Origin of the sequence: Cytobacillus spartinae (assembly GCF_042865285.1) — a bacterium.
In the GTDB taxonomy this organism is placed as follows: domain Bacteria; phylum Bacillota; class Bacilli; order Bacillales; family Cytobacillaceae; genus Robertmurraya_A; species Robertmurraya_A spartinae.
The window spans coordinates 42979-68483 of sequence record NZ_JBIACK010000006.1 but is presented as its reverse complement, the minus strand read 5'-3'; the positions used below and the strand labels follow the sequence as shown (position 1 = coordinate 68483).

The following is a 25505-nucleotide window of genomic DNA, read 5'->3' as shown; positions in this document are numbered from 1 at the left end:
GCATAAATGAGTGAAAAAGCATTAAAACCCATGTACCTAGGAGAATCATTGCTTTATTTTGCCATACCTAGTGTCATTCTATATTTCAATATTTATTACGGGGTACCCTATCTTGATTCTATCGGTGTCCCACTGATTATTAGTTTTCCATTAGCTCTATACGGGTTATTAGGGTTATTATTCTTTGCATCTCTGATAGCTTATAAGGTTGAAGGAAATCCATTAACCCTCAAAGATTTGGTTAAGAGATTTCGTCTTCAAGCTCTTAATCGAAAGATGTGGCTCATCTCTATAGGAACTTTTATTTTGATAACCGTCTTTGAGGAAGTCTTAAAGTCAAATGGTAAAACGCTAGCTTCAATTCCTTTATTTGCACCACCAGAAATACTACCAGAGTTCATAGATCCGAATAAAGCACTTGTCCTACCGTTTACCGAGTTTATGGGTACTCCTTTGGAAGGAAACTGGTGGATTCTTTTGCTATGGCTAGTTTGTCTGTCCTGCAATATTTTCGGTGAAGAATTTTGGTGGAGAGGACTAATACTACCACGCCAAGAACTGGCCTTTGGAAAATGGGCTTGGGTGATCCACGGAGCCTTATGGCTTCTATTCTTTCATGCCTTTTTAAAATGGAACTATATCGTTCTTATCCCGACCTGCTTCCTCATTCCATTTATGGCACAACGGTATAAAAGTACATGGATGGCAGCGGTTATACATGGTATTGGAAACGGTCTGCTTTTTGCTTTTATCATACCAGGTATTTTTTAAAGGAGAGGTTTGAACATTGAATGTTTTTGAAACAGACAGGTTAAAACTGCGTCAAATGAATGTAGACGATAAAGAGAATCTTATGAGAATTTTCGCTGACCCGATCGCGATGGAGTACTACCCATCCACATACAGTGAAGAAAAGGCTGATCAATGGATTCAGTGGAATTTAAACAATTACAAAGAGCATGGTTGTGGTTTATGGATATGTGAGCTCAAGGACAGTGGAATCTTTGTAGGCCAATGTGGAATTGTACCCCAATTAGTAGAAGGTATTAAGGAAATGGAAATTGGCTATTTGTTTGTTCGTGAGCATTGGGGAAAAGGATATGCCACTGAAGTAGCGATTGGTTCAAAATCACATGGGTTTGAAAAACTGCATTTTACTAGGTTGATTTCAATGATTTACAAGCCTAACACTCCATCGATTAGAGTAGCTGAGCGTATGGGAATGCAGTACGAAAAAACTACAGACCGTAATGGTAGAGAAACTCTTATTTATTCAATAACAACAGAGTGCTAAGGGAGAGATTTATATGAAATCATCAATTAAAATGGGGATTATTGGATTAGGGGCTTTTGGCGCAAAGATATTAAATCCTATCTCCTTTTTTCATCCAAAAGAAGAGCTAGAGGTTGTTGCTGTATGCGATATAAACGAAAATGTGGCTAAAGACATAGCGGGACAATTTGAAGTACCTCATTGGTTTCAATCGTATCAAGAGATGCTAGAAACCATTGACTTAGATGTTGTATATATCGCTACCCCACCTGCTACACATGAACAAATCACAAGAGATGTTATCCAAAAAGGCATTCATGTTTTCTGTGAAAAGCCTCTTGCCAATTCAATCTCTGAAGCGAGGAATATGCTCGAGTTGGCGAATGAAGCAAAAGTCATCCATGCTCTTCACTTTGGACAGAACTACCTCCCTGGATTAAACACCTTTCATCAAATGATAGAAGAGGGCTACGCTGGTGAAATAGATAAGATTTTTTTAAAGATGCACTATCCTAGCTGGCCTCCTGAGTGGCAGCAAAATGAATGGATTGCCAGCCGTGATGGAGGCTTTTTACTGGAACAAGGAATTCACTTCATTCAAGCCATTCAACGAGTGTTCGGAAAAATTACTCATATTCAAAGTGAAGTTCATTATCCAAGCCCTGGCCAATCTGAAGATGGTGTCATTGCTACCATGATACTTAAGAGTGGAATCACGATTGTCGTAGAAGGATCAACGGATGTTTCTTTTGAGGAAGACGTTTCATTAACTGCGTATGGTTCAGAAGGAACAGTGATGTTTGACTTTAAAGGCGTAAAGGCTGCTAAAGTTGGTTCAGAATTAAAAGAAGTAGAGCTTGGAGAGCCATCTCCTTGGATCCTGACTCATATTATCAACGCAATCAAAGGCGAACCTGCTGAAATCTATGATTTTAAGGTTGGATATGAAGCCCAAGTTGTCCTAGATATTTTACGTCAAGGTGAAAACAAGCTTGTTAGTTTAGAGCCATATCACAATATCTAAAAGGAGAATAGGCCATGATCATCGTTAGTTCTTGTTTAGCAGGAGAACCGTGCCGATATAACGGAACAGCTAGTCTTGAGGAAAAAATTCAAGACCTAGTAAATCAAAAGAAAGCGATCATGTTATGTCCCGAATTGTTAGGGGGATTCACGACTCCTCGTGAACCTGCGGAAATCGTTGGTGGAACGGGAGAGGACGTTCTAAATGGTCATGCAAGAGTGGTTGAAAGATCAGGAGCGGATGTAACGGAGATGTTCATGAAAGGTGCTAAAAAAACGCTAGAAATGGCACGGAAACTACAAGCATCGTGTGTTGTTTTAAAAGAAAACAGTCCATCTTGTGGAAGCCAAATGATTTACAATGGTGAATTTTCCAATAGAAAAGTAGCCGGTGAAGGTGTAACAGCAGCCTTACTAAGAAGAGAAGGCTTTAAAGTAATTTCAGAAAATCAGTTATCCGAGTTAGGTAGCTTAATAGAAGATACACTAAGAAGTTGAGGAGGATGTTATGAAAGCCATTGTTGTTACAGCATTTGGAAAACCAGAAGTGTTGAAATATGTAGACATGGATATACCTTCCATCAAGCCTAATCAACTACTTATCAAGGTGGTTAAGGCAAGTGTTAACTTTGCTGATGTAAAAGCACGTTATGGGAAAAAAGGTGGTGGGAACTTTCCTTTTATTCCGGGGTTAGACGCGGCTGGCATCATTGTTGATGTGGGGTCTGTAGTAAAACGGTTTAAAGCTGGACAAAGAGTGATTGCATTTCCTCCAAAAGGCTCTTACGCGGAGTATGTGGTATCAGATGAAAACCTTACGTTTGAAATACCTGATAGCATAGACTTTGATGTGGCTGCTGCTTGTCCAACCGTTTCTTTTCTTTCTTATAAATTACTTGCTGATATAGCTAGAATTAGGGAGGGCGAATCGGTACTTGTCCACTCAGCAGCTGGTGGAGTGGGGACGACCGCCATTCAAATGGCCAAACTCTTAGGAGCTGGAATGGTTGTAGGTACAGTTGGAAGTGAAGCGAAAGTGGCCGCTGCAAAACAAGCGGGAGCCGATCAAGTTATTTGTTATGAAAATGAAGGATTTCCGAATCAAGTAAACGAGCTTACGAATGGGAAAGGCGTCGACATTGTTCTCGATTCCATTGCTGGTAAGGTGACGGAAGAAAGCCTGAATTGTCTCGCTCTATATGGACGTCTTGTCCAATTTGGAAATTCCAGTGGACAAGTAGGAAGCTTTCGTACAGCAGATATTCACACAAGCTGTCGCTCCGTACTAGGCTTTAGCTTAGGAACAACGAGAAAGCATCGACCAGAACTATTAGGAGACACAGCAAGTAAAGTCTTTCAATACCTAGAAAACGGGGATTTGAACATGAATATTGGCCATCATTTTTCATTAGAGGATGCCCCAATAGCCCACGAACTAATTGAAAGCAGGATGAGCACGGGGAAAATACTATTACATGTTTCAGATTAAAGAGGTTTAGAATATGCGGCTGTTAGACATTATGTTTAACAGCTTTTTTGTTTTTGTTGAAGTTAGAAATGGCTTTCTTATGGAAGGTGACTACCTGTATGGTCCTTATTTTTCTACAAGACTGGTTGAATGGGGACACACTAGAAAATGCAAAACATTAGAAACCGCTGTCACTCGATGCTATATTTTACAAAAGGCTATCATATAGGAGGTACAAACATGACAAACGTTTTCCAACGCGAATTAAAGAATCATTGGTATGTTCAATATAATGAAATGTCTTTTCCAGCTGTTCAAAAAGGCTGGGTATTAGAGCCTGGGAATTGGAAGGAGCACGATCCGTTTATTTTATTGGCAGAGGATTGGTTTAAACGAGGGACTTTTTCAGATCATCCGCACCGTGGCTTTCAGACGGTAACGTATGTGATTGATGGCCGATTAGAGCATATCGATAACCATGGTGGCCAAGATATTTTAGAACCGGGAGATGTTCAATATATGAATGCCGGTTCTGGTGCAAGACATGCGGAGGAGGCTGTTGATAACGATATTGCCCATACACTACAACTTTGGCTTAATCTCCCTAAGGAATTAAAGAATACAAAAGCTTCTTATCAAAATGTCTATAAAGAACATGCACCAGTCGTTCCATTTGAAGGGGGACAGGTACGTGTCTATTCTGGTGAAATAGGTGGTGTTAAAGGACCACTGCAATCGCTAGTTCCCTTCCACTTAGTAGAAATTTCGTTGACTGCCGGTTCTTCTTATCACCTTCATCTTCCTGAGAATCACAATGCCTTTGTCTATGTTCTTTCCGGAGATGTTCTTTTTGGAATGAACGAAATTAACTTGAAGAAAACAGGAGCAGCAACCCTTACATCGAAAGTAGATGGAAAAGGAGAGAAAGAAAGCGAGCTTTATATAAAAGCAAATAAAAGATCGAAAGTTCTTGTTTATTCAGGTGTCCCTATCAATGAAGAAGTGGTAGCTTATGGTCCATTCGTTATGAACACCATGGATGAAATTAAAGAGGCATATGCTGACTATCAAGCAGGGAAATTTGGTCCTCCAGTTAAAAGCTGAAGCTAACAGGTTATAAAATATGTATCTTTAAAATAGGATGTATGTAAGATACAAAATGTATCAGCTGAAGAATCCAGTATCAAACAAAGAGGCTACCTAAGCGGGCTAGCTATAAAACAACTGGAGGGATTCTAGTGGATGCTTTAGAAGCAATTAGGACGAGAAGAAGCATCGGGCTTGTTTCATCCAAGCCCGTTCCGGAAGATTTAATTGAAACGGTTTTAGAGGTAGGAACACTTGCACCTAACCACTTTCGTACAGAGCCTTGGAGGTTTTTTGTATTAACAGGTGATGGACGAAAGCCTTTAGGAGAAGCTCTAGCAAAAATTGCTGAGCGAGGAATGGATGATCCGACAACAGAGGAGAACCAGAAGAAGCTGGAGGTTGCATAGAAGAAACCCTTTCGTGCTCCGGTTATCATTGTTGTAGCAGTAGAACCGAGCGACAATCCTAGGGTTATTTTAAAGGAAGAGTATGCAGCGGTGAATGCAGCGACGCAAAATATGCTACTCGCTATACATGCTTTAGGCGTAGGAGCGATTTGGAGAACAGGCAAACCATGCTATGACCGAGAGGTAAGTAAGCTATTTGGTTTATCAGATAAAGGAGAGGTTCTAGGATTTCTTTATGTTGGGTATCCAGATATGATAGGCCCGGCGGTGAAGCGAAAACATTATAGCGAAGTATCCAAGTGGGTAAGGACTGAGTCAGATCTTTAGATTCATAGTGATTCCTCAAGTAAGAAATGGAGTTGATTAGCTTTGAAATTACTTGGGATTTCAGGAACCATTGTAGGGAGAAAAACGAGTGCGTCCCTTACGCAATTTTTAAATATGGTTAAGCAAAATCACACTGATATTGACATAGAGCTCCTTGACCTTAACGATTATAAACTTGAATTTTGTGATGGAAGGAAGCTTAACGATTATAATGAAGATACTCAACAAGTTGTTAAGACCATCAAGAATGCGGATGCATATGTGATCGGAAGTCCTGTCTTTCAAGCATCCATTCCAGGCACTCTAAAAAATGTGTTTGATCTACTTCCTCCCGATGTATTTAAAGGAAAAGTGGTGGGCTTGCTCATGAATGGAGGAACAGAAAAGCATTATTTAACGATGGAGTATCAGTTAAAGCCCATCGTGAGCTATCTTAAGGCTCATGTTCCACCAAATAATGTGTTCCTTCATACGAGTGACTTTGATGAGAATAACCAAGTTACTGATCTAGAGATGGTTGAGAGACTTAAGGATTTAGCTGATGAACTGATAATAATGTCGACAAAGTTGAAAAAGTAGATTGATAGGCTGACTACTGTTAAATGGTAGTCAGCCTGTTTTGTTTAAAAAAGTAGAGAATTTGTTGAAAAGGTCATTAAAATTGTTTATACATTCAGAGAGATTGTAGATAAATCATAAAAATCGCACGTAAATATCCAAAATTTGTATATAAGATTAATATGAAGGTTGAAATAATAGAAAAATATGGATAATTTTATTCTTTTGGTGTAAAATTACACTAATAAGTATATTGGAGGGATTATCCAATGAGTGATGAACAAATATTTTATATCTTAATAGGAATACAGTTTGCTTTTCCATTCCTCATAACACTTATTCTTATTAGAAAATCTAAAAATCCAAAGTTGAACAAATGGATACCTAGTTTAATGGCATCCATCTTTTTTGTAATAAATGGATTTGCATGGTGGATGGTAGCAATTGATGGGTTTAGTCAAGTGTTCGGGGTAGTCTATTTATTCGGTGGATTTATTCTAACCATGATTATGATTCATATCGTTTTGTTCTTTACTCATAGAAAAAACGGTAGTACACCCAAATGAATTCCAACTAAAAAAGGTTCAGTTCATTCCCGTCTTCTGTAATCACAGAGAGCTAAAATCAACATTTTTCTTTTAACAAAGGAGACCTCAATTTGCTATTAACAATACTTAAATTCTTAATTTCATATTTCATACTTGCTTTCTACTTCAACTTTATCCCTATTCTTTTCCCAATGAACGATATTATATATCTTCTTCACTTTCTATTATTTTTTCCACTTGCCTACATGGTCTCTAGAATCCTAACAAAGAGTGGCTTAGAAACTTACGGCATTGTATTTTTCCAAGGGTGGAAAAAGAATCTTTCTATGGGGTTCTTGTTCGGATTCTCGGCATGGACGATCCTATTTTTGCTTTATTTTATTCTAGAAAAATATGAATTCACTGGGATCAACCTATCATCTAATACACCCATGATTATACTAGCGATCTTAGTTGGCTTTGGATTAGGGTCCTTTATCAGTGACATGATTGTTAGAGGGCTAGTATTTTACTATTTTAATGAGTTGCCAGTTGTTTATGTCATGATAATAGCGATTGCTGTATATGCTTTGGACGATATTTGGTATGCAGGTCTATCCTTTCAGAATACAGTGTTCTCTTGTGCGTTAGGGTTAAGTTTAACGTATGTTTTTTATAAAACTAATTCAATCTGGGCAAGTGCAGGCATCCATTTTGGATTAAATGTTGTATATGGCTTATTCTTTGGTGTGTCAGGAAAAGCAGGAGAAGGTATTTTACTATTCGAGAGCAGCCAGGCTCCACCCACGATTACTTATTGGCTATCAACAATGGTTTCTATTCTATTATTTATTTCTGTGTATAAGTACAGATTCCTTTTTCTGAGCAAAAGAAATGATAGGGGATAGGACCTAGATAGGAATAGAATGCTATATAATGAAAATTCCCCCTGTAGTAAAATAGTATTAAGTCATTCGATTCATACTACACAAGGGGAGATGCGGGATGAAGTTAACGGTAACTAAGAAGTTACTAGGAGGCTTTTTAATTGTCCTTCTATTATTAGGTGGAGTCGCCGGTTTATCTGTTTATCAGCTGGGATCTTTGGATAAAACCTATAGCGAGATATTAGAAGATGATGTTCAAAAGATGGTACTAGTAAAGGATATGGAAGCACAGCTAGCAACTCAAATGTCCGCACTAAGAGGCTACCTTTTATCAGGAAATAATAATGAACTCTTAAAAATTGAACGATCCATTGAAAAAATAGAAAAAAATGTAACTGACATAACACCATTAGTGACGGAGCAAAAAGGAAAGGAATACTTAAAAGCGGTAGTCGAGCTCCAAGAATTATACAAAGAAGTAATTGACGAACAAATTGATAACAAGAAGAAAAATGATGAAGCTGCTTATATTGCGGTGATGCAAGGAAAAGGCTCCGTCATTGGGGAACAGTTTGAACTCACCGTGCAGGAGTGGGTAGAGTTTCAAAATCAAACGATGAAAGAAGCGAGTAGGAAAGCTACAGCAATGGCTAATACAGTTACGTGGACTTTGATATCTATAAGTATACTAGCTCTTGTTTTAGGAGTAGGGACTGCGTTACTTATTAGTAGAATGATATCCAAACCTGTAACGATGGCTTCATTAGCTATCCAACAAGTGGCAAGTGGAGATTTAACGATTGAGGAGCTAAAGGTTAAGAACAAAGATGAGATTGGCGATATGATTCGTTCCCTAAATGTAATGGTACGTGATTTACGAGCTGTTGTAGGTCAGGTAAACGATTCGGCCAATCAAGTTGCTTCTTCGAGTGAAGAACTTGCCGCAAGTGCTGAGCAAAGTACGTCAGCAGCAGAGCAGGTTGCTACAATTACTCAGCAGGGGGCAGCCGGAACCGAGGCTCAACTTAAGAATTTCAAAGAAGTTTCAGAATCGATTGAAGAAATGACGTCTGGCATTAGACAAATTGCTTCAAGTAGTGAGAATATGCTCCATACTACTGAGCAGACCAATCATTTAACGAACGAAGGCTCGAAATCGGTCCAGGGTGTAGTGACGAAAATGAATGAAATTAACGAAACGGTTGGAAATGCTACACAATCGATCCGCTCGTTAGAAGCACGTTCAGAAGAGATTAGCAATATTGTAGCTATCATCACAGGAATAGCAGATCAAACAAACCTACTAGCTCTTAATGCTGCAATCGAAGCAGCGAGAGCCGGTGAACATGGAAAAGGATTTGCAGTAGTAGCAGATGAAGTACGAAAATTAGCGGAAGAATCGAAGAAGTCCGGAGATCAAATTACGGAGATGATTCGCTTAATTCAAACTGAAACAAAGCTAGCAGTAACAAGAATGGAAGAAGGAAACGAACAAGTAACAGAAGGGTTAGTAAATACGGAAGAAGCAAATGCGGCATTTAATAGAATTGCTACTTCCATTGAAGAAGTTACGGACAGAGTTCAAGAGGTATCTTCTTCTGTTCAAGAATTAACAGCATTAAGTGATCAGATTTCCATCGCCATTATGAATGTGAGAGAAATCTCAGAAAGAAGCGTATCAGCTAACCAAGAGAGCTCTGCTGCAACAGAAGAACAATTGGCTACAATGGAAGAAGTGTCTTCTTCAGCTGAGTCATTATCACAACTAGCAGAAGAGTTACAGGCTGTTATTTCTAGGTTTAAAGTATAACTCTAATAAAAGTAAATACCGACCCCACTTGGGTCGGTATTTTTATATAGTAATTATCTTGTAGTTAATGTAACAAAAATACTCACTGTTTTTTTCTGGATGCGAAGGTCTTCATAATGATAAGAGTCGGTTCCAGCATTAAAACTGCCATGCTTTAGCAATTGCGAAATTACCATAGAAGGCTCAGCAACCTTTAAAGGAATAGTTCCATTTGCTTGCTTAACAAAAAAATTAACTTCTACACCCATTTCTTCTTCCCCTCATTTATAAGGTTGCTCTTGAAAAATAAATACAATGAATATTCATCACAACCCTTAATAAAAAGTTTTCTACCATAATTATATAGGAATTGATAAAAAATGGAACAAAAAACCATTAAAGAATTGTAAATTTTTCCTGACTGAAAAAGAACCTCTAATTAATGATATAAGAATAGATTCCTATTGATTTTAGTACCAGTACTAGAAGTCTTTTGTAGAAAACAGTATCGAGCATAAAAATAGGAATAAGCGGTAATACCCATAAAGGCAAATTTTTTTAACAATATAAGTAGGAAAAATGACTCAGGTTATACTAGAACTTTATAAATTTTATAGTATATACCCCGCACAGAGGTTATAACACCATGGAAAAAGAGATCTATACAAAAGAAGATATTTATCAAGCAATGAAGTTTACTGAGGAACTAGCTAAAGAGTATGACTTCAGCCCAAATGAAATACTCAAGCTTCAGTTGGTAACGGAGGAAGCTTGTACAAATTCACATGAATATTGTGAAAAAATGAACTATAAGTCTTTTTCAATTAAATGGGCGGTTACTTCAAAAGAGATAGAGATTCTCCTAAGACAAAAGGGATCTTCATTTCCACTAGTTCAGCAGCATGAAATCAATAAAGGTAAAAGAGGTAGAGGAATCCCCTTAATACTAAACATAATGGACGAGGTATGGATTAAAGAAGATCAGGACCACATTGAATTCTATATGAGGAAAGAGAGGGGTGTTTAAACATGTTTGTGATACAAGAAGGGTCGATTGATATTTTTCAAGTTAATGAGGATATAACGATTAGAAATGTAGAAGTCTTTCAAAACAAGATGAAATCCTTTTTGATAGATGCAGAGCAATTCCTATTATTGGATTTAGAACATGTGGAGTATCTGAATAGCTCGGCATTAGGAATTATTGCCCATACTGCGATGCAATCAAAACAAATGGATAAAAAGTTTGTTGTGGCAGGGATTCACCCATTATTAGAAGAGATCTTTACCATTGTAAAATTTTCGAGCTTTATGAGACTCTTTCCAACAGTAGAAGAAGGTATTAATTACTTATCCAATGATAAATCTAATTGATTTAGTCCTTTAGAAGGGAAACTCAATATGAGAAAAGTAAAGGAAAGATCCTTTAAGGCAATCTTACAGAGCGGTGCAATCATTACCACCTTGATTGCGGTCTATATCTTAAATGATTCTTCATATTCCGTACTAGATGCCTTAGGATTTCATTCACCATTTGCAAAGGCTACCATCATTCTTTTGCTTTTAGCAGCTTTAAATATCCCATTTATAGCAATCTTTTATTTCAAAAGAAATAAAGTAGTCGCCACAATCAAATTAAGCCATAATCAGTATTTAGCTTTATTCAATAATCCTATTAATGGAGTCTATGTAGTTGATAAAGAAGGCTATGTACAGGATATTAATCTCGCGTTATGCAAAATGCTGGGCTATGTTTACAAAGATATAGTTGGAAAGCATTATTCCACCTTTCTTGCAAAAAAAAGTATGGAGCGCCTTAACCTTGATCGCGACTTACAACCGGATAAATCTTTAGTCACAACGGAACAGATTATTCATAAAAATGGAGAAATCCTATACATTGAAGTGTTATCTGTTCCTTTTTTCGACCCTCATGGTAAAAAAACAGGCTTAGTCGGTGTAGCGAAGGATGTAACAAAGGAAAAGATGTACTCTGAACAGCTTGATGTTTTAAAGCAGCGCTACAAATCTCTCTTTGATAAAAATCCTCATTTGGCTTGCATCATTGATAAGGATGGGAAGATTACAGAAACCAATCAAACCTTTCAAGATCATATGGGGTCATATAAAGTAGGAGTTCATTTTAAAGAAATTATTGCAAAGGACTCAGTGGACGAAACCATCAACCTCTTTCATAAGGCCCTTGAAGGAGAAACGGTTACGGGTACGAATGAACTCACTGGGGTTTCCGGCAATAAAATTTATATTGATTATAAAAGTATTCCAATCATGGTTAACGGTTCCTTAGAAGGAATATTTGTCGTTGCAAGGGATATTACCGAAGAGAGTCGATTAGAGTCATTAGTTAAAAAAGACCTTCAGTTAGCGAATCTTCTTCAGCACAGCGTAATTAGCAAACCCTTACATACCAATGAGATCAATATTTCTGGCTATTTCGTGTTGGCCAATACCGTTGGTGGAGATTTGTACGTATGGTACCAGATAGATGATGGTCGATATGGGGTTCTTATTTTAGATGTAATGGGACATGGAGTTTCTTCCGCACTGATCTCAATGAGCATTCGTTCTTTATTAGAAGGGTTAATTACAAGGGTTCAGGACCCCATCCTCGTCATGGAAGAGTTAAATAGGCATATGTATCAGCTATTTAATTTTAATTCCACAGATTCTGTTAGGTATTTTACATCCATCTATATGCTCATAGATACAAAATTAAAGGAGATTAAATATGTTAATGCGGGCCACCCATCAGGAATCCTTTCCTATAGCGATAAAACCTATGAATTAATGGAATCGAATTGCCCACCACTAGGCTTAATGAAAAAGATAAATATCGAATCGTCTAGCATTCAATATGAGGGCAGAACGAAAATTATCCTATATACCGATGGAGTTCTAGAAAGCACAGGCATGAAACGAGCAGGTGAGGCTATTTCAGTAATCGCAAATGCTTTTACGCAGAATCCAAACCTAGAATGTGAAGCATTTGTCTTGGAAGCCTTAAATAAAAGAAAAGCTCCTACTGAAGATCAAGATGATATCTCTATTTTGAAAGTAGATTTATTTTAAATGTAGAGGAAGAGGGGAAATCAGAGTGAATAACTTACTAAATGATACATCTTTCAGTGGACCAAATTCATCATTTCCTTCTTTTATCCTTAAAATGGACCCTGAAGGTACTATACTTGAATCCAAAGTGGAAGATGGCCATCTTCGAGTAAAAGAAAATTTTTTATCACATATTAATGGTTTAGATCAAGCGTATTTTAAAGAAATGGTTGCGCATTGCCAGTATAAAGAGGAGGTTCAGTTTGAATTTTGCCTTAAAACTGGTAAGTGGATAAGAGGTTTGCTAAGAAAAGCAGATCATCAAGAACAATTCGTGCTAACTGGTTACGATATTAGCATGGAGAAGAGAAAAGAACGTACGATTGTGGGAGTTCAGGAAGTGCTAAAAGCTTTGGCATCTAATACAAAAATTACGGATGTTCTCTCTCAGTTAGCGGTGGTTATAGAAGGACATCTGTCAAACGTGTCCTGTTCGATTCTAATCTACGAGGGTGAAAAAAAGTTTGAGCTAGTCGCAAGTTCTAATCTGCAAACTAAAATAATTTCAGCTATTGAAGAGCTTACAAACCATACAAATAGCCTTTTTCAAGAAATAGTCGAAAGAAAAATCTCTATTAAAAGGAGTGCTAACTTTTACCTTCAGACATCTATGAATGGGTGTCATGGCATTCCAGTTCTTTCGAGTAGTGGAGAGGTTCTAGGGGTAGTTGCAATTTTCTCGGAAGATGATAATGAACTTTGTGACGATGAATTAAACGTGGTAAGCAATTTAGGAAAAATTGCAGCAATCGCTATTGAGAAACACAAAAAGGACAAAGAACTTCACACTCTAGCTTTCTTTGACCCATTAACGAACCTACCTAATAGAAGTTTAATGATATCAAACATAGATCATGCCATTTCTGAATTTCAGCATACTCAAAATCGTTTTGTACTAATTTATATTGATTTTGATCGTTTTAAAATATTGAATGATTCCTTCGGTCACCTCGGAGGAGATCAGATTTTAAAAGCCTTAACGACTAAACTTTCAACCTGTCTTTCAGAAGGTGATTTTGTGGCACGCATGAATGGGGATGAATTTATTGTTCTCATTAAAAATGTAGGGGAGCAAAAGCCTTTACAGCAAGAAATTCAAAAAATATCCGATGTGTTTAAACAAGCCTATTATTTAGGGGAACAAGAATTATATGTAACAGCGAGCTTTGGAATCGTGGAGTTTCCAAAGGATGGAGCTGATGCTCGTTCTCTTTTAATCAAGGCCGACCTTGCTTGTCAACAAGCAAAAAAAGAAGGAAGAAATCACGTTCAATTTTATCAAAAGGGATTAGGGAAGAATCTTTCTAACCGTTTAAACTTGGAAAAGGATCTTCGCTACGCGCTCGAAAGAGATGAGCTAATTTTATACTATCAGCCATTAGTGAATGTGGTTAAGGGGAGGATAATGGGAGCAGAGGCTTTGTTGCGCTGGAATCATCCGAAGCTTGGAATCATTCCACCAGGGGAATTTATCTCTATCCTAGAAGACACAGGTCTTATTATTCCAATAGGAGAATGGCTTATACAGGAAGCTTGTAGACAGCAAAACATTTGGGTCCAGAAAGGGTTGCCCGCTTTAAGTGTTTCCGTAAATATATCTCCTGTACAGTTTAAATCCAATATTCTTGTAAAGGCTGTTAATAATGCTTTAGCTCATTCTAAGCTTAACCCTTCCTTTCTAAAACTGGAGCTAACGGAAAATATGATTGTTAACAATATTGGTGAAACTTTAAAGATTCTTAATGAATTGAAACATATTGGCATTGGTGTTTCAATTGATGACTTTGGGACGGGCTATTCATCATTATCCTATCTAAAGAAGTTTCCCATTGAAACAATTAAAATAGATCGAGCATTCATAAAGGAAATTGATTATGATCGGCAAGATCAAGCAATTGTAAAAGCCATTATTGATATGGGCCGTTCGTTAAAACTTGATATTGTGGCGGAAGGAACAGAGAGAGACCGCCAAATACACTATTTAAGGGAAGTTGGCTGTGAAACGGTGCAAGGCTATTTCTTTAGTCGTCCAGTTCCAGCGGATGAGTTTGAAAAGCAATTATTCCCTTGGAACAAGCTAGCTCGGGAGCTTAGTCATCAAACGTATTCTATTTAATTATGATCAAGTCTCATACATCTTCATGAAAATACAGTACTATAAACAAAGTGGAAGTTTAAGTGGTTGCATTTTCCAGAAAAGGTTTTAATTTAAGTGTCGATATTATTTATATAGAACAATTAGAGGTGCACCTATGATTAACAACGTACATATTATTGAAGAATTGCTTGGAACTTATTCTTCTTATCTTCAAGTACCACTTTGGATTGTGGACCTTTCAGGAGAAATAGTAATAAAAGCAAATAAAGATGGTTTGGACTGTTCTAATCTTCACCTTGAAAACTCTGTATTTTTAGATGATATTAAAAGAATGGTAGAAAATATAAAAAGGCCTGTACTGATCATGTCTTCAGAGGAACAGGCTCCACTTAAGTATGTACTCTCACCACTCTTTTATGGTGAAAATCGACCATGCTTTCTACTAGCAGGTCCATTTGTTGAAAGTAATCTTACTGAAAAAGAAGAAATTCTTTTGGAAGGTGTCCATTCTATTACTCAAGAAGACAAACATAAACTCATCCAGAGTATTGAAAAGGTAGTAGAAACTCTTAAGGTTTTATATAGAGACACACATAGTAAACAACTACAAAAAGAGAAATTAAATCTTATTAAAGAGTTTACTTATAATAAGGAATGCAAAGAAATCCTCCCTTCTTTTTTTAAAAATGTTTTAACGATTTATAATTTAGATTTTATAGGTTTTGCGAGTAAAAACACCGTTGATACGTTTTGTGTAGACCTTGTTGTTGGAGAAAAGGGGCACTCACTTAATGGTGTCACATTTTATATTGGGGAAGGTCTACTAGGCCAGTCGGCTGCAGCAGAGAAAGAGATGATTTGGAATGGTATAGGTCAATCAAATCGGGCAGAAATTTTTAAAAAAGCAGGTCTCCAGCCTAATCATTTATTCTCGTACCCTATTAAAAATCACGACATAGTGGAAGGGCTTGTTTTTGGAGGAAAGTTAAAGGGCACTCCGTTTCATGAAGAATTACATATTATCATGAAATGCTTCGTTCAATTTTTATCGGATAGAAAGAGCATAAGAGAGGCGATAGGTACATCCGAGGTTATAAAGGAGTATTACCAAAGCTTGGTTGATGTAATGGACGTATTTATTCACTCCAATAATCCGAAGAACCTGCTTTATAAGGTTTTGGAAGTGTGTAGAAGTCTGAACAAAAATCGTTTTGTTTGTGCCACCTTAATTGGAGGAGAGCTTTTCCTAAGAGGAACGACCAATGATAAGTTAAAGCATTATCATAAACAACTGACCGCTTACATAGGACAATCGGTAGAACAGTTCATGCCCCATACTAAAAATAGCCAGAATCTAATTCATGTTCCCATTGTGAAAAACCAGAGTGTGAACGGAATTCTTACGATGGAAGTTGAAGCACCTTCTTGTAACGTTGAGGGATTCTTGGACTTACTTGGAAAAATTCTAAGTATGAAATATTGTACGGTCGTGGATGGAGAAGGTCAAAGTGATAGGGTAGATGCATTGGAACTCCTTCATGCGAGCATAAAAGAATGGAATACGAAAGAATACCAGCTTGTTCAAAAAGCATTAACAATGGCTGAAACCTTTTCACAGCTAGAGGAATTTAATTTGAACGATTTAAAGAGGGCAATTAAAGTTGTACCTTATCGGCTTTCGTTTATTAAGGAAAAAATTTCAGCGGGCCCTGAAATTTCCATCCTAGAGGACTATCATCGGTTGCTTGAGAACCAAGGTTCCAACCATTTCTATCGAATTGAAAGTCAAATTCTGGGGTTAATTTATCGCAAGGTTTGTAACAAGGAAGACTTGGATATAGAGGGTATAAATGAGTCACTCAAAGAGAAGTTTGAGGCATTTATTCAAAGTATGGAACTTAATGAAAAGGTAGAAATGGATAAAGTCGAGATTAGCTTAGAAGATATCGAAAAGGTTCGAGATGTAAGCAGTGTAATCATTGAACTCCCTTTAACATCAAGAGAGCAGGAGGTCCTACATTTAGTCCTTGAAGGATTGAATAACCAGGAAGTAGCGAGTGCATTAACGATTAGCATACATACGGTAAAAAACCATATCACCAATATTTTTAGAAAACTGAATGTTTCCGACCGTGTTCAAGCAATGGCGAAAATATATCGGATTAAATATGGAATGGAATAAAAAAGGAACAGCCCCTTATTTAAAAATAAAGGGTTTGTTCCTTTTTGAATGCGTGTAACAAGCAACTAGAATTTAGTTTTGAAGAAGGAATGGCTGTATTTCATATCCTTGGGTAGTTTTTTGAAGTTCTTCAAGATTGAAAGAATCCCAATTTATTTTCTCGTATTGTTCTCTTGAAAGTTGATAGGATAGAGCTACTTCGTATTGTCTTTCTCCAGCACGTTCTGCACCCGTTGGATTTGGATAATGTTGGACCTTCCACTGAAAGGAAGCGGTTTGGACTTGTTCATTTTCGAAAACTAGCTGGATAGCAGCTTGGCTATCTACGACCAATTTATTTCTTATTTCCTCCATGTATCCTATCCCGCTCGCTCCAAGTACTAATTCAACATTTTTCTCATCCACACTGACTACAAGTTCTTCGATTCGCTTCTCATCAATATCAGTCATAATATCAAGTTTTTCATAAATAGCATCACGAATTTTTCGGTCAAGTGCTACAGTCTCTGTTTCCACATCTGTTTTTTCTAATGATTGGGCTGCACTTGGTGTTTGAACGTTTGTAACGGAAGTGTCCGACTGAAAGAATAGAAGACAGGCAGCAGCCAACGATAATGTAGGGAGTGTAACTAAATAAGTCCTAAAATATTTATTTTGGCGTTGGGATATTAAGAAGATGGTTCCAGCTATTATAAATAAAAATAGTAAAATCCATAAGAAGAGTTGATCTAAGCTCACCATGATAAAGCCCCCTTCATTAAACACTTGATTGTAGAAGAATATGCTAACTAAAAACAGAAAGGTTAAGATGAAAACAAAGGACAAAATAGGTGCTAAAAAAGGGTCTTTACGTTCGGTATCCTGCTGAGCATTTAGTAAGATTTTTTCTTTTTCACTCTTAGACATCCTTCCGTTTTTTAGAACTGTTTTGTCCATGCTATCTCTTAGTCTATTAAGCTTTTCTTCCACATCTATTCACCTCCATACATATGTCGTAGTTTTTCTTTTCCTCTATACAGCCTGGATTTTATGGTGGAAGGATTAAGTCCGGTTAGTTCTTGGATTTCTACTATTTTTAATTCTTCATAATAGAATAAAATGATTATCTCACGGTACTTAATGGGTAACTGTAAGACATACTCAGACAATTCTCGTGCTTCACTTCTTAACAACACTTCATGTTCCGTGGAAGCGGTGGACTTTAACTTAAAGCTTATATTTTCTAATAACCCCTGGACGTTAAACCATTTACTTTTGTATGTATCCTTGCATTTATTGACCGTGATTTTAAAAAGCCAAGTTTTATAGGAGCACTCTCCTCTGAATTGGTCCCAATGTTTATAACTTGTAATGTAAACCTCCTGCGCAATATCCTCTGCAATACTCCAATCCTTTACATACGTATAAGCAAGTTTTTTTACGCTGTCTCCGTATTCTTGCAATAAATATTCTAGTGCTATGTCTTTGTTGTATATTTTGCTAGGCTCAATCAAGAGGCAGTACCTCCTTTCAGAAAGTTTATATATAGACGACTCTATTTCTAAAAGGTTGCATTTTTTCAAAAAAATTAGAGCTAGTCGATGGAGACTAGCTCTTCTACTTCTATTTCTTATTTAAACTTTCTTGTGCCATTCTTACAAGCTCTTTTACCATATTTCCCCCAATTGGACCACCAACTTTTCCTGCTTGGTGTGAGGTGAGTGTTCCATTATATCCTTTCTTAAGAGGAACATTTCTTTCCTCTGCTACCTCATATTTAACATTCTCTGGATGTTCTTTGTCCACCTGATAACCTTGTTTTTCCATTACTTGTGCTTTAAGTTGATCTAATGCACCTCGAGCTCCAGGTACAAGGGGGCGTTTTCTTCTTGCCATGATGGGTTCACCAACCTTTATACTGTTTTGAAGGTCTTGTTGTTGTAAGTATTCTACTGTTACCTGTTTTTATTCATGGCAAATAGGGAGTCTGTTCATCATAACGTTTTCGTAATATAATGAGATTGCTGTAAAAAAATTCTAATTTATGAGAGGTTAAACACGGTATGAGTTCACAAAAACCTGTGTGGGCATATGTCTATATCATTTTATCTGTATTATTTTTACTTCAATATGGAATAACGCTTTTCTTCATGGTTCTTAATCCTTTTGTTTCGATGTTTTCGGGGGGATTCTCATCCTACTGGACCATGTTGTCTATTGTTGCATTGGTAATCATAGCTGTATGGTTTTATTTCTTCAGAAAAGCAATAAGAGAGATCAAGGCATATAATCTTGTGGTGAAGGATGCACTTGCGAAGGAATCCGATGATGGGGTTAGAGATAAAAATCCACTGTTAGTTGGTAAAAAATCAAGTTGGATTGTAATAGGGATATTTGCTGTATGTATATTTCTAGGACCAGGTATCTTTACTCTTCCCATTATGCCTCTTTTTTTAGCGGGAATGTCAACGGATTCAGGTACTACACCTGCGTATGTTCCGATCCTTATTATTATAGTAGGTTATTCGGTAATGGCACTTTTAGGGTATGCAGGCTGGAAGTTTTTCAAAAAGCTACTGAATACCAACTAATAAAATCTCTTGTATATAACGATTGGAGAAGCTATCCTTATACATATGTTTATTTTATTAAAGAAGGTGTCACAAGTGTTGGTAAAAGTTATATTGGCTCTATTACTTCCAGGACTTCTTGTTGTTTTGTTTACAAGAGTTACGTACAACCATATCATTGGACTAGTTCTAACGTTAGCTTTAATAGCTGCTTCCGTTTATAAAGGATACACCAATTCTTTCTATTTAATAGTGGTAGACACTATTTCTTTAACAGTGGGATTTTGGTATGCGAGGAATATGAAGAAAAGGACTAAGCAGAGTGCATAACAGCTCCTTAGGTTAGAACAATTCTAAATAAATGTGAAAGCTTGTAGAGTTGATCTGCGGGCTTTTTTGTATTTTGATTGGGGAGTAGGGGAGGGGAGCTGGTTCTGCATCAATTGAACTGTGAAAGTAGAAACTTCCAGTGCCACCTAAAAGAAATCCGCATAAAGTGTCCAAAGTGCCGCATAACCCGTGGGAAATACGGCATAAATAATTAAAGGTCCCGCATAAAAGAGATAAACTGCCGCATAAACCCATGGAGAAGCCGCATACAGCTTGTAAGTTCTCCATAAATCATCAAGACTACCTCGTTTAGTAGGCAAAACCCGCAGTTCAGAGCATTTCAGCATAAAACTTGCATAATTCCCTCGACAATATTCTCACTTCGAAATATAAAACTTTCCCCTACATAATCACTTTTTTAATGATTTCAATCAAACGATTGATTAACTACACTTCTACAAACCTCAACAAATGTCCCTACACGTAAAAAGAATCGCAAAAATGTATCGACAATTTTATTAACGGAAAAGTTAAAAGAATGGCTTTATATCTAGTACAGATCTGTTTTCAATCAAACGATTGATTAACAAAGCTTCTACATCATTTACCAATTTCTTTAGTAAATAGTAGAAAAATCGAATATCCGTTCGCATATTATTGGTTTGTTTTGATAAGTTTGTGGTAGAATGATGATGTAGTTTTGAACTAGAAAAAATAGTAAATCAGCTCAACTCAGGTCCTACTTAATTATCATGCTGATTTGTAATCATATAGAAGATTTAGGAACAGGAGGCTTGCGTGTGAAGGACCAATTTGAACTCGTTTCCAAGTACTCCCCTCAAGGTGATCAGCCTGAAGCGATTAAAAAGATTGTACAAGGAATCGGTGAGGGGAAAAAACATCAAACATTGTTAGGTGCTACAGGAACAGGTAAAACATTTACGATTTCAAATGTAATTAAAGAGGTTAATAAACCCACATTAGTTATCGCCCACAACAAAACGTTGGCGGGTCAATTATATAGTGAATTTAAAGAGTTTTTCCCCAATAATGCGGTTGAGTACTTTGTTAGTTATTACGATTATTATCAACCGGAAGCTTATGTACCATCCACTGATACCTTTATTGAAAAAGACGCTAGTATTAATGATGAAATCGATAAGCTTCGCCACTCAGCGACATCTTCATTATTTGAACGGAAAGATGTCATTATTATTGCCAGCGTTTCCTGTATATATGGCTTAGGGTCCCCAGAAGAATACCGGGATCTCGTTTTATCATTAAGAACTGGAATGGAGATTGAGAGAAATAAACTATTACATCGGTTAGTCGATATCCAATACGAACGAAATGATCTTAACTTCCAACGTGGTACGTTCCGTGTTCGTGGAGATGTGGTGGAAATCTTCCCAGCTTCTCGTGACGAGCACTGTCTTCGTGTTGAGTTTTTTGGAGATGAAATTGATCGGATACGTGAGGTGGATGCCTTAACGGGTGAGATTCTCGGTGATCGGGATCATGTCGCGATTTTCCCAAGATCCCACTTCGTTACACGTGAAGAAAAAATGAGAATAGCCGTTGAGAATATTGAGCAGGAACTAGAGGAACAGCTTGCGATTATGCGAGAGAATGGAAAGCTTCTAGAAGCTCAACGTCTTGAACAAAGAACTAGATACGACTTAGAAATGATGCGGGAAATGGGCTTTTGCTCAGGGATTGAGAACTACTCGCGTCACTTGACATTAAGGCCTGCTGGTTCAACTCCTTACACTTTACTAGATTACTTCCCAGAAGATTTCTTATTAGTGATAGATGAGTCACATGTTACTTTGCCACAGATTCGTGGAATGTATAACGGTGACCAAGCAAGGAAACAGGTATTGGTTGATCATGGATTCCGTTTACCGTCGGCGATGGATAACCGCCCTTTAACATTCAGCGAATTTGAAAAGCATGTGAAACAAATCGTTTATGTTTCAGCAACTCCTGGACCTTATGAAATAGAGCATACACCGGAAATGATCCAGCAGATTATTCGTCCAACAGGATTGCTTGATCCAACGATTGATGTTCGTCCAATCGAAGGTCAAATTGATGATCTAATCGGAGAAATCCAAGATAGAATCAAACGAAACGAACGTGTACTTGTTACCACTTTAACGAAGAAAATGTCCGAGGACCTAACGGATTACTTAAAGGAAATCGGAATTAAAGTTCAATATCTTCACTCAGAAGTTAAGACACTAGAGCGGATTGAAATTATTCGAGAACTCCGTCTTGGTAAATACGATGTTCTCGTTGGAATAAACCTTTTAAGAGAGGGATTAGATATTCCTGAAGTTTCGCTTGTTACGATCCTAGATGCAGATAAGGAAGGTTTCCTCCGTTCAGAAAGGTCACTTATTCAAACGATCGGCCGTGCAGCTCGTAATGCCAATGGACACGTGATTATGTATGCAGATAAGATGACGAAATCAATGGAAATTGCCATACACGAGACGAAGCGTCGTCGTTCGATTCAAGAAGAATATAATGAAAAACACGGAATTACACCAATGACGATTCAGAAAGAAATCCGTGATGTGATAAAAGCAACGTATGCAGCAGAGGAACAGGAAGACTACTCACCAGTTGCTAAGCTAGGTAAGCTGAATAAAAAAGAAAGAGAGAAGCTTATCTTAGATATGGAAAAAGAAATGAAGGAAGCGGCAAAAGCATTGAACTTCGAAAGAGCAGCAGAGCTACGCGACCTTTTATTAGAGTTGAAAGCGGAAGGATGACGATACAATGGCGATGGATAAATTAATTGTAAAAGGCGCCAGAGCCCATAACTTAAAAAACATTGATGTCACCATTCCAAGGGATAAGCTTGTTGTTCTGACAGGACTTTCTGGTTCGGGGAAATCATCATTAGCATTTGATACGATTTACGCAGAGGGACAGCGCAGATACGTTGAATCCCTGTCTGCTTATGCTCGACAGTTTTTAGGGCAAATGGATAAGCCTGATGTGGATGCCATTGAGGGGCTTTCACCAGCGATATCTATTGATCAAAAGACCACAAGTCGAAACCCTCGTTCTACAGTAGGAACGGTAACGGAAATATATGACTACTTACGTTTGCTTTATGCTAGAGTAGGGAGACCAACCTGCCCGATTCACAATATTGAAATTAGTTCGCAAACCATTGAACAGATGGTAGACCGAATTTTAGAATACCCAGAAAGAACGAAACTACAGGTGCTTGCGCCAATCGTTTCAGGTCGTAAGGGGACTCATGTAAAAGTATTAGAAGATATAAAGAAGCAAGGATATGTCCGTGTCCGTGTAGATGGAGAAATGTACGACCTTGGAGACGACATAGAGTTAGAGAAAAATAAGAAACACTCCATTGAAGTAGTTGTAGACCGTATTGTGGTGAAAGATGAAATCAGCGCTCGATTAGCTGATTCCCTTGAAACAGCTTTAAGCTTAGGAGAAGGAAAAGTCATCATTGATGTCATTGGAGAAGAGGAACTGTTATTTAGTGAGCATCATGCATGTCCACACTGTGGTTTCTCCATTAGTGAATTAGAGCCAAGAATGTTTTCATTTAACAGCCCTTTTGGTGCTTGTCCTGATTGTGACGGGCTTGGTTCAAAGCTAGAGGTAGATCCAGACCTTGTCATTCCAAACCAAGATTTATCACTTAAACAGCATGCCATTGCACCTTGGGAGCCAACAAGTTCTCAATACTATCCGCAGCTATTGGAATCAATCTGTAACCATTATGGAATTGATATGGATATTCCAGTCAAGGATATTCCAAAGCATCTTTTAGACAAGGTGCTGTATGGATCAAAAGAAGATGTGATTTATTTCCGATATGAAAATGACTTCGGACAAGTACGTGAAAATTATATTCACTTTGAAGGTGTCATGACGAATGTTGAACGCCGTTATAAGGAAACAAGCTCAGATTATATTCGAGAGCAAATGGAAAAATATATGGGCCAACAGGCGTGTCCAACCTGTAAGGGGAACAGATTGAAAAAAGAAAGTTTAGCAGTCCTGATTTCAGGTGAACATATTAGTCATGTAACATCATTCTCAATTCAGGAGGCTCATGACTTTTTCCAAAACCTAAAGCTTTCTGAAAAAGAAATGAAGATTGCTAATCTTATTTTTAGAGAAATCTTAGAGCGTCTAGGGTTCTTAATCAATGTAGGTCTAGACTATCTAACACTAAGTCGAGCGGCCGGTACCCTTTCTGGTGGAGAAGCACAGCGAATTCGTCTTGCAACTCAAATCGGCTCGCGATTAACAGGTGTTCTCTATATTCTGGACGAGCCATCCATCGGACTTCACCAAAGAGACAACGATCGATTGATTGATACGTTAAGAAACATGCGCGATATCGGAAATACACTCATTGTCGTTGAACATGATGAGGATACGATGATGGCGGCAGACTATTTAATAGATATTGGACCTGGGGCTGGAGTCCATGGAGGGCAAATTATTTCAGCAGGTACGCCTGAAGAAGTAATGGCAGACAATAACTCCTTAACTGGTCAATACTTATCTGGCAAAAAGTTTATCCCTCTTCCACTTGAGCGTAGAAAAAGTGATGGTCGCTATTTAGAAATTAAAGGAGCTCGTGAAAATAACCTCAAGAATGTGAATGTTAAAATTCCACTTGGAACCTTTATATCTGTTACAGGGGTTTCAGGTTCCGGAAAAAGTACACTCATTAATGAGGTCTTGCACAAGACTCTTGCTCAAAAGCTTCACCATGCTAAAAGTAAACCTGGTGAGCATAAGGATATCAAAGGAATTGAGCACTTAGAAAAAGTTATTGATATTGACCAGTCACCAATTGGTCGAACACCTAGGTCCAACCCTGCAACTTATACGGGTGTCTTTGATGATGTTCGGGACGTATATGCTTCGACGAATGAAGCTAAGGTTCGTGGATATAAAAAGGGTCGTTTTAGCTTTAATGTTAAGGGTGGTCGTTGTGAAGCTTGCCGTGGAGATGGAATTATAAAAATTGAAATGCACTTCCTTCCAGATGTGTATGTCCCGTGTGAAGTCTGTCATGGGAAACGATATAACCGTGAGACGTTAGAGGTAAAATATAAAGGGAAGAATATTTCAGACATCCTTGATATGACAGTTGAGAATGCACTGGAGTTTTTCGAAAATATTCCTAAAATCAAACGAAAGCTGCAGACCATTTTTGATGTGGGCTTAGGATATATTACACTTGGACAGCCAGCTACTACTCTATCTGGTGGAGAAGCGCAGCGTGTAAAACTTGCTTCTGAACTTCACCGCCGTTCTACAGGCCGTTCATTGTATATTCTAGATGAACCAACAACAGGGCTACATGTGGATGATATCTCAAGATTACTAGTGGTTCTTCAACGACTTGTTGAAAATGGCGATACAGTATTAGTGATTGAACATAATTTAGATGTTATCAAAGCAGCTGACTTTATTGTCGACTTAGGGCCAGAAGGTGGAGACAAAGGTGGAACGATTGTCGCTACCGGGACACCTGAAGTTGTTGCAGAAGTTCCTGAATCGTACACAGGGAAGTATTTAAAACCGATTTTAGAACGAGATCGTTCAAGAATGAAAACGATTATTGAAGAAAAAGAAAAAGTAACAAAATAGGTTTATGGAGCTCGCTGGATATATATCAGCGAGTTTTTTTGTAGTTTAAGTCTGTGGATGGAGCAAATTTTATAAAGTGTATGTTTAAATAAGTTTAAGGATAAATTTTACTTTTTTTTCAGTGCGTTTTAGCCAAGAAATTGAAACTTTTATCTTTATCAGGCGTAAATAAGGTATGGTTGAGAGCGTTTTTCTCTCATTAGAAAAG

At 37.6% G+C, this 25505-nt stretch carries 23 protein-coding genes and 1 pseudogene; 20 read left to right on the top strand and 4 right to left on the bottom strand.

Features of this window, described 5'->3' with window-relative positions; all coding sequences use genetic code 11:
- Positions 1-6 precede the first annotated feature (6 nt).
- The 11 genes and pseudogenes from ACFYKX_RS13550 (at position 7) to ACFYKX_RS13500 (ending at position 9369) form a co-directional block, all read left to right on the top strand.
- A complete protein-coding gene (locus ACFYKX_RS13550) occupies positions 7-771 on the top strand; it encodes a CPBP family glutamic-type intramembrane protease (RefSeq protein ID WP_389361594.1) in 765 nt (254 codons plus the stop codon).
- A 16-nt stretch (positions 772-787) separates the two neighbouring features.
- Entirely contained in the window at positions 788-1294 is a 507-nt protein-coding gene (locus ACFYKX_RS13545; protein ID WP_389361593.1) for a GNAT family N-acetyltransferase, read from the top strand.
- A 13-nt stretch (positions 1295-1307) separates the two neighbouring features.
- Complete coding sequence (locus ACFYKX_RS13540) at positions 1308-2297, top strand: Gfo/Idh/MocA family protein (protein WP_389361592.1); 990 nt, start codon at positions 1308-1310, stop codon at positions 2295-2297.
- Positions 2298-2311: 14 nt separating this feature from the next.
- Positions 2312-2794 carry a DUF523 domain-containing protein gene (locus ACFYKX_RS13535; RefSeq protein ID WP_389361591.1) on the top strand — a complete coding sequence of 161 codons (483 nt, stop codon included), beginning with the start codon at positions 2312-2314 and terminating at the stop codon, positions 2792-2794.
- 10 nt (positions 2795-2804) lie between these two features.
- Positions 2805-3785, top strand: a complete 981-nt coding sequence (locus ACFYKX_RS13530) for a quinone oxidoreductase family protein (RefSeq protein ID WP_389361590.1) — start codon at positions 2805-2807, stop codon at positions 3783-3785.
- Between the two features lie 219 nt (positions 3786-4004).
- A complete protein-coding gene (locus tag ACFYKX_RS13525; protein WP_389361589.1) occupies positions 4005-4868 on the top strand; it encodes a pirin family protein in 864 nt (287 codons plus the stop codon).
- A gap of 134 nt (positions 4869-5002) precedes the next feature.
- Positions 5003-5587 (top strand): annotated as a pseudogene (locus ACFYKX_RS13520) (nitroreductase family protein).
- Between the two features lie 42 nt (positions 5588-5629).
- A complete protein-coding gene (locus ACFYKX_RS13515; RefSeq protein ID WP_389361588.1) occupies positions 5630-6166 on the top strand; it encodes an NADPH-dependent FMN reductase in 537 nt (178 codons plus the stop codon).
- 248 nt (positions 6167-6414) lie between these two features.
- Entirely contained in the window at positions 6415-6711 is a 297-nt protein-coding gene (locus ACFYKX_RS13510; RefSeq protein WP_389361587.1) for a hypothetical protein, read from the top strand.
- A 92-nt stretch (positions 6712-6803) separates the two neighbouring features.
- Positions 6804-7580, top strand: a complete 777-nt coding sequence (locus tag ACFYKX_RS13505; RefSeq protein WP_389361586.1) for a CPBP family glutamic-type intramembrane protease — start codon at positions 6804-6806, stop codon at positions 7578-7580.
- Between the two features lie 97 nt (positions 7581-7677).
- Positions 7678-9369, top strand: coding sequence for a methyl-accepting chemotaxis protein (locus tag ACFYKX_RS13500; protein WP_389361585.1), 1692 nt, complete (start codon positions 7678-7680; stop codon positions 9367-9369).
- A 53-nt stretch (positions 9370-9422) separates the two neighbouring features.
- On the opposite strand, the gene ACFYKX_RS13495 is transcribed toward ACFYKX_RS13500, so the two are convergent.
- Positions 9423-9617: a hypothetical protein gene (locus tag ACFYKX_RS13495; protein WP_389361584.1), complete on the bottom strand. Its 195-nt coding sequence runs from the start codon at positions 9615-9617 to the stop codon at positions 9423-9425.
- A 377-nt stretch (positions 9618-9994) separates the two neighbouring features.
- Here ACFYKX_RS13495 and ACFYKX_RS13490 point away from each other — a divergent pair, with 377 nt between their 5' ends.
- The 5 genes from ACFYKX_RS13490 (at position 9995) to ACFYKX_RS13470 (ending at position 16757) form a co-directional block, all read left to right on the top strand.
- Positions 9995-10375, top strand: coding sequence for an ATP-binding protein (locus tag ACFYKX_RS13490; protein ID WP_389361583.1), 381 nt, complete (start codon positions 9995-9997; stop codon positions 10373-10375).
- A 2-nt stretch (positions 10376-10377) separates the two neighbouring features.
- Positions 10378-10722, top strand: a complete 345-nt coding sequence (locus ACFYKX_RS13485) for an STAS domain-containing protein (protein WP_389361582.1) — start codon at positions 10378-10380, stop codon at positions 10720-10722.
- Positions 10723-10749: 27 nt separating this feature from the next.
- Complete coding sequence (locus ACFYKX_RS13480) at positions 10750-12438, top strand: SpoIIE family protein phosphatase (RefSeq protein ID WP_389361581.1); 1689 nt, start codon at positions 10750-10752, stop codon at positions 12436-12438.
- A gap of 25 nt (positions 12439-12463) precedes the next feature.
- Complete coding sequence (locus ACFYKX_RS13475; protein WP_389361580.1) at positions 12464-14593, top strand: EAL domain-containing protein; 2130 nt, start codon at positions 12464-12466, stop codon at positions 14591-14593.
- A 136-nt stretch (positions 14594-14729) separates the two neighbouring features.
- Positions 14730-16757, top strand: coding sequence for a helix-turn-helix transcriptional regulator (locus ACFYKX_RS13470; RefSeq protein ID WP_389361579.1), 2028 nt, complete (start codon positions 14730-14732; stop codon positions 16755-16757).
- A gap of 72 nt (positions 16758-16829) precedes the next feature.
- On the opposite strand, the gene ACFYKX_RS13465 is transcribed toward ACFYKX_RS13470, so the two are convergent.
- The 3 genes from ACFYKX_RS13465 to ACFYKX_RS13455 form a co-directional block, all read right to left on the bottom strand.
- The gene (locus ACFYKX_RS13465; protein ID WP_389361578.1) at positions 16830-17726 is read right to left on the bottom strand and encodes a hypothetical protein; all 897 of its coding nucleotides are present in this window, start codon (positions 17724-17726) and stop codon (positions 16830-16832) included.
- Between the two features lie 2 nt (positions 17727-17728).
- Positions 17729-18250: a sigma-70 family RNA polymerase sigma factor gene (locus ACFYKX_RS13460; protein WP_389361577.1), complete on the bottom strand. Its 522-nt coding sequence runs from the start codon at positions 18248-18250 to the stop codon at positions 17729-17731.
- 109 nt (positions 18251-18359) lie between these two features.
- The gene (locus ACFYKX_RS13455; protein ID WP_389361576.1) at positions 18360-18632 is read right to left on the bottom strand and encodes a small, acid-soluble spore protein, alpha/beta type; all 273 of its coding nucleotides are present in this window, start codon (positions 18630-18632) and stop codon (positions 18360-18362) included.
- Between the two features lie 167 nt (positions 18633-18799).
- On the opposite strand from ACFYKX_RS13455, the gene ACFYKX_RS13450 reads away from it, so the two are divergent.
- The 4 genes from ACFYKX_RS13450 (at position 18800) to uvrA (ending at position 25297) form a co-directional block, all read left to right on the top strand.
- Positions 18800-19327, top strand: a complete 528-nt coding sequence (locus ACFYKX_RS13450; protein ID WP_389361575.1) for a hypothetical protein — start codon at positions 18800-18802, stop codon at positions 19325-19327.
- A 45-nt stretch (positions 19328-19372) separates the two neighbouring features.
- Positions 19373-19636: a DUF2198 family protein gene (locus tag ACFYKX_RS13445; protein WP_389361574.1), complete on the top strand. Its 264-nt coding sequence runs from the start codon at positions 19373-19375 to the stop codon at positions 19634-19636.
- Positions 19637-20436: 800 nt separating this feature from the next.
- Positions 20437-22416, top strand: a complete 1980-nt coding sequence (uvrB, locus tag ACFYKX_RS13440) for an excinuclease ABC subunit UvrB (RefSeq protein ID WP_389361573.1) — start codon at positions 20437-20439, stop codon at positions 22414-22416.
- A 7-nt stretch (positions 22417-22423) separates the two neighbouring features.
- The gene (gene uvrA, locus ACFYKX_RS13435; RefSeq protein ID WP_389361572.1) at positions 22424-25297 is read left to right on the top strand and encodes an excinuclease ABC subunit UvrA; all 2874 of its coding nucleotides are present in this window, start codon (positions 22424-22426) and stop codon (positions 25295-25297) included.
- Positions 25298-25505: the final 208 nt, after the last annotated feature.

What these genes read in the sequence shown, in the direction of transcription:
- ACFYKX_RS13550 (WP_389361594.1), top strand. Translation starts at nt 7, where the DNA reads ATGAGTGAAAAAGCATTAAAACCCATGTACCTAGGAGAATCATTGCTT.
- ACFYKX_RS13540 (WP_389361592.1), top strand. Translation starts at nt 1,308, where the DNA reads ATGAAATCATCAATTAAAATGGGGATTATTGGATTAGGGGCTTTTGGC.
- ACFYKX_RS13535 (WP_389361591.1), top strand. Translation starts at nt 2,312, where the DNA reads ATGATCATCGTTAGTTCTTGTTTAGCAGGAGAACCGTGCCGATATAAC.
- ACFYKX_RS13530 (WP_389361590.1), top strand. Translation starts at nt 2,805, where the DNA reads ATGAAAGCCATTGTTGTTACAGCATTTGGAAAACCAGAAGTGTTGAAA.
- ACFYKX_RS13525 (WP_389361589.1), top strand. Translation starts at nt 4,005, where the DNA reads ATGACAAACGTTTTCCAACGCGAATTAAAGAATCATTGGTATGTTCAA.
- ACFYKX_RS13510 (WP_389361587.1), top strand. Translation starts at nt 6,415, where the DNA reads ATGAGTGATGAACAAATATTTTATATCTTAATAGGAATACAGTTTGCT.
- ACFYKX_RS13500 (WP_389361585.1), top strand. Translation starts at nt 7,678, where the DNA reads ATGAAGTTAACGGTAACTAAGAAGTTACTAGGAGGCTTTTTAATTGTC.
- ACFYKX_RS13495 (WP_389361584.1), bottom strand. Translation starts at nt 9,617, where the DNA reads ATGGGTGTAGAAGTTAATTTTTTTGTTAAGCAAGCAAATGGAACTATT.
- ACFYKX_RS13490 (WP_389361583.1), top strand. Translation starts at nt 9,995, where the DNA reads ATGGAAAAAGAGATCTATACAAAAGAAGATATTTATCAAGCAATGAAG.
- ACFYKX_RS13485 (WP_389361582.1), top strand. Translation starts at nt 10,378, where the DNA reads ATGTTTGTGATACAAGAAGGGTCGATTGATATTTTTCAAGTTAATGAG.
- ACFYKX_RS13480 (WP_389361581.1), top strand. Translation starts at nt 10,750, where the DNA reads ATGAGAAAAGTAAAGGAAAGATCCTTTAAGGCAATCTTACAGAGCGGT.
- ACFYKX_RS13470 (WP_389361579.1), top strand. Translation starts at nt 14,730, where the DNA reads ATGATTAACAACGTACATATTATTGAAGAATTGCTTGGAACTTATTCT.
- ACFYKX_RS13455 (WP_389361576.1), bottom strand. Translation starts at nt 18,632, where the DNA reads ATGGCAAGAAGAAAACGCCCCCTTGTACCTGGAGCTCGAGGTGCATTA.
- ACFYKX_RS13450 (WP_389361575.1), top strand. Translation starts at nt 18,800, where the DNA reads ATGAGTTCACAAAAACCTGTGTGGGCATATGTCTATATCATTTTATCT.
- ACFYKX_RS13445 (WP_389361574.1), top strand. Translation starts at nt 19,373, where the DNA reads ATGTTTATTTTATTAAAGAAGGTGTCACAAGTGTTGGTAAAAGTTATA.
- uvrA (WP_389361572.1), top strand. Translation starts at nt 22,424, where the DNA reads ATGGCGATGGATAAATTAATTGTAAAAGGCGCCAGAGCCCATAACTTA.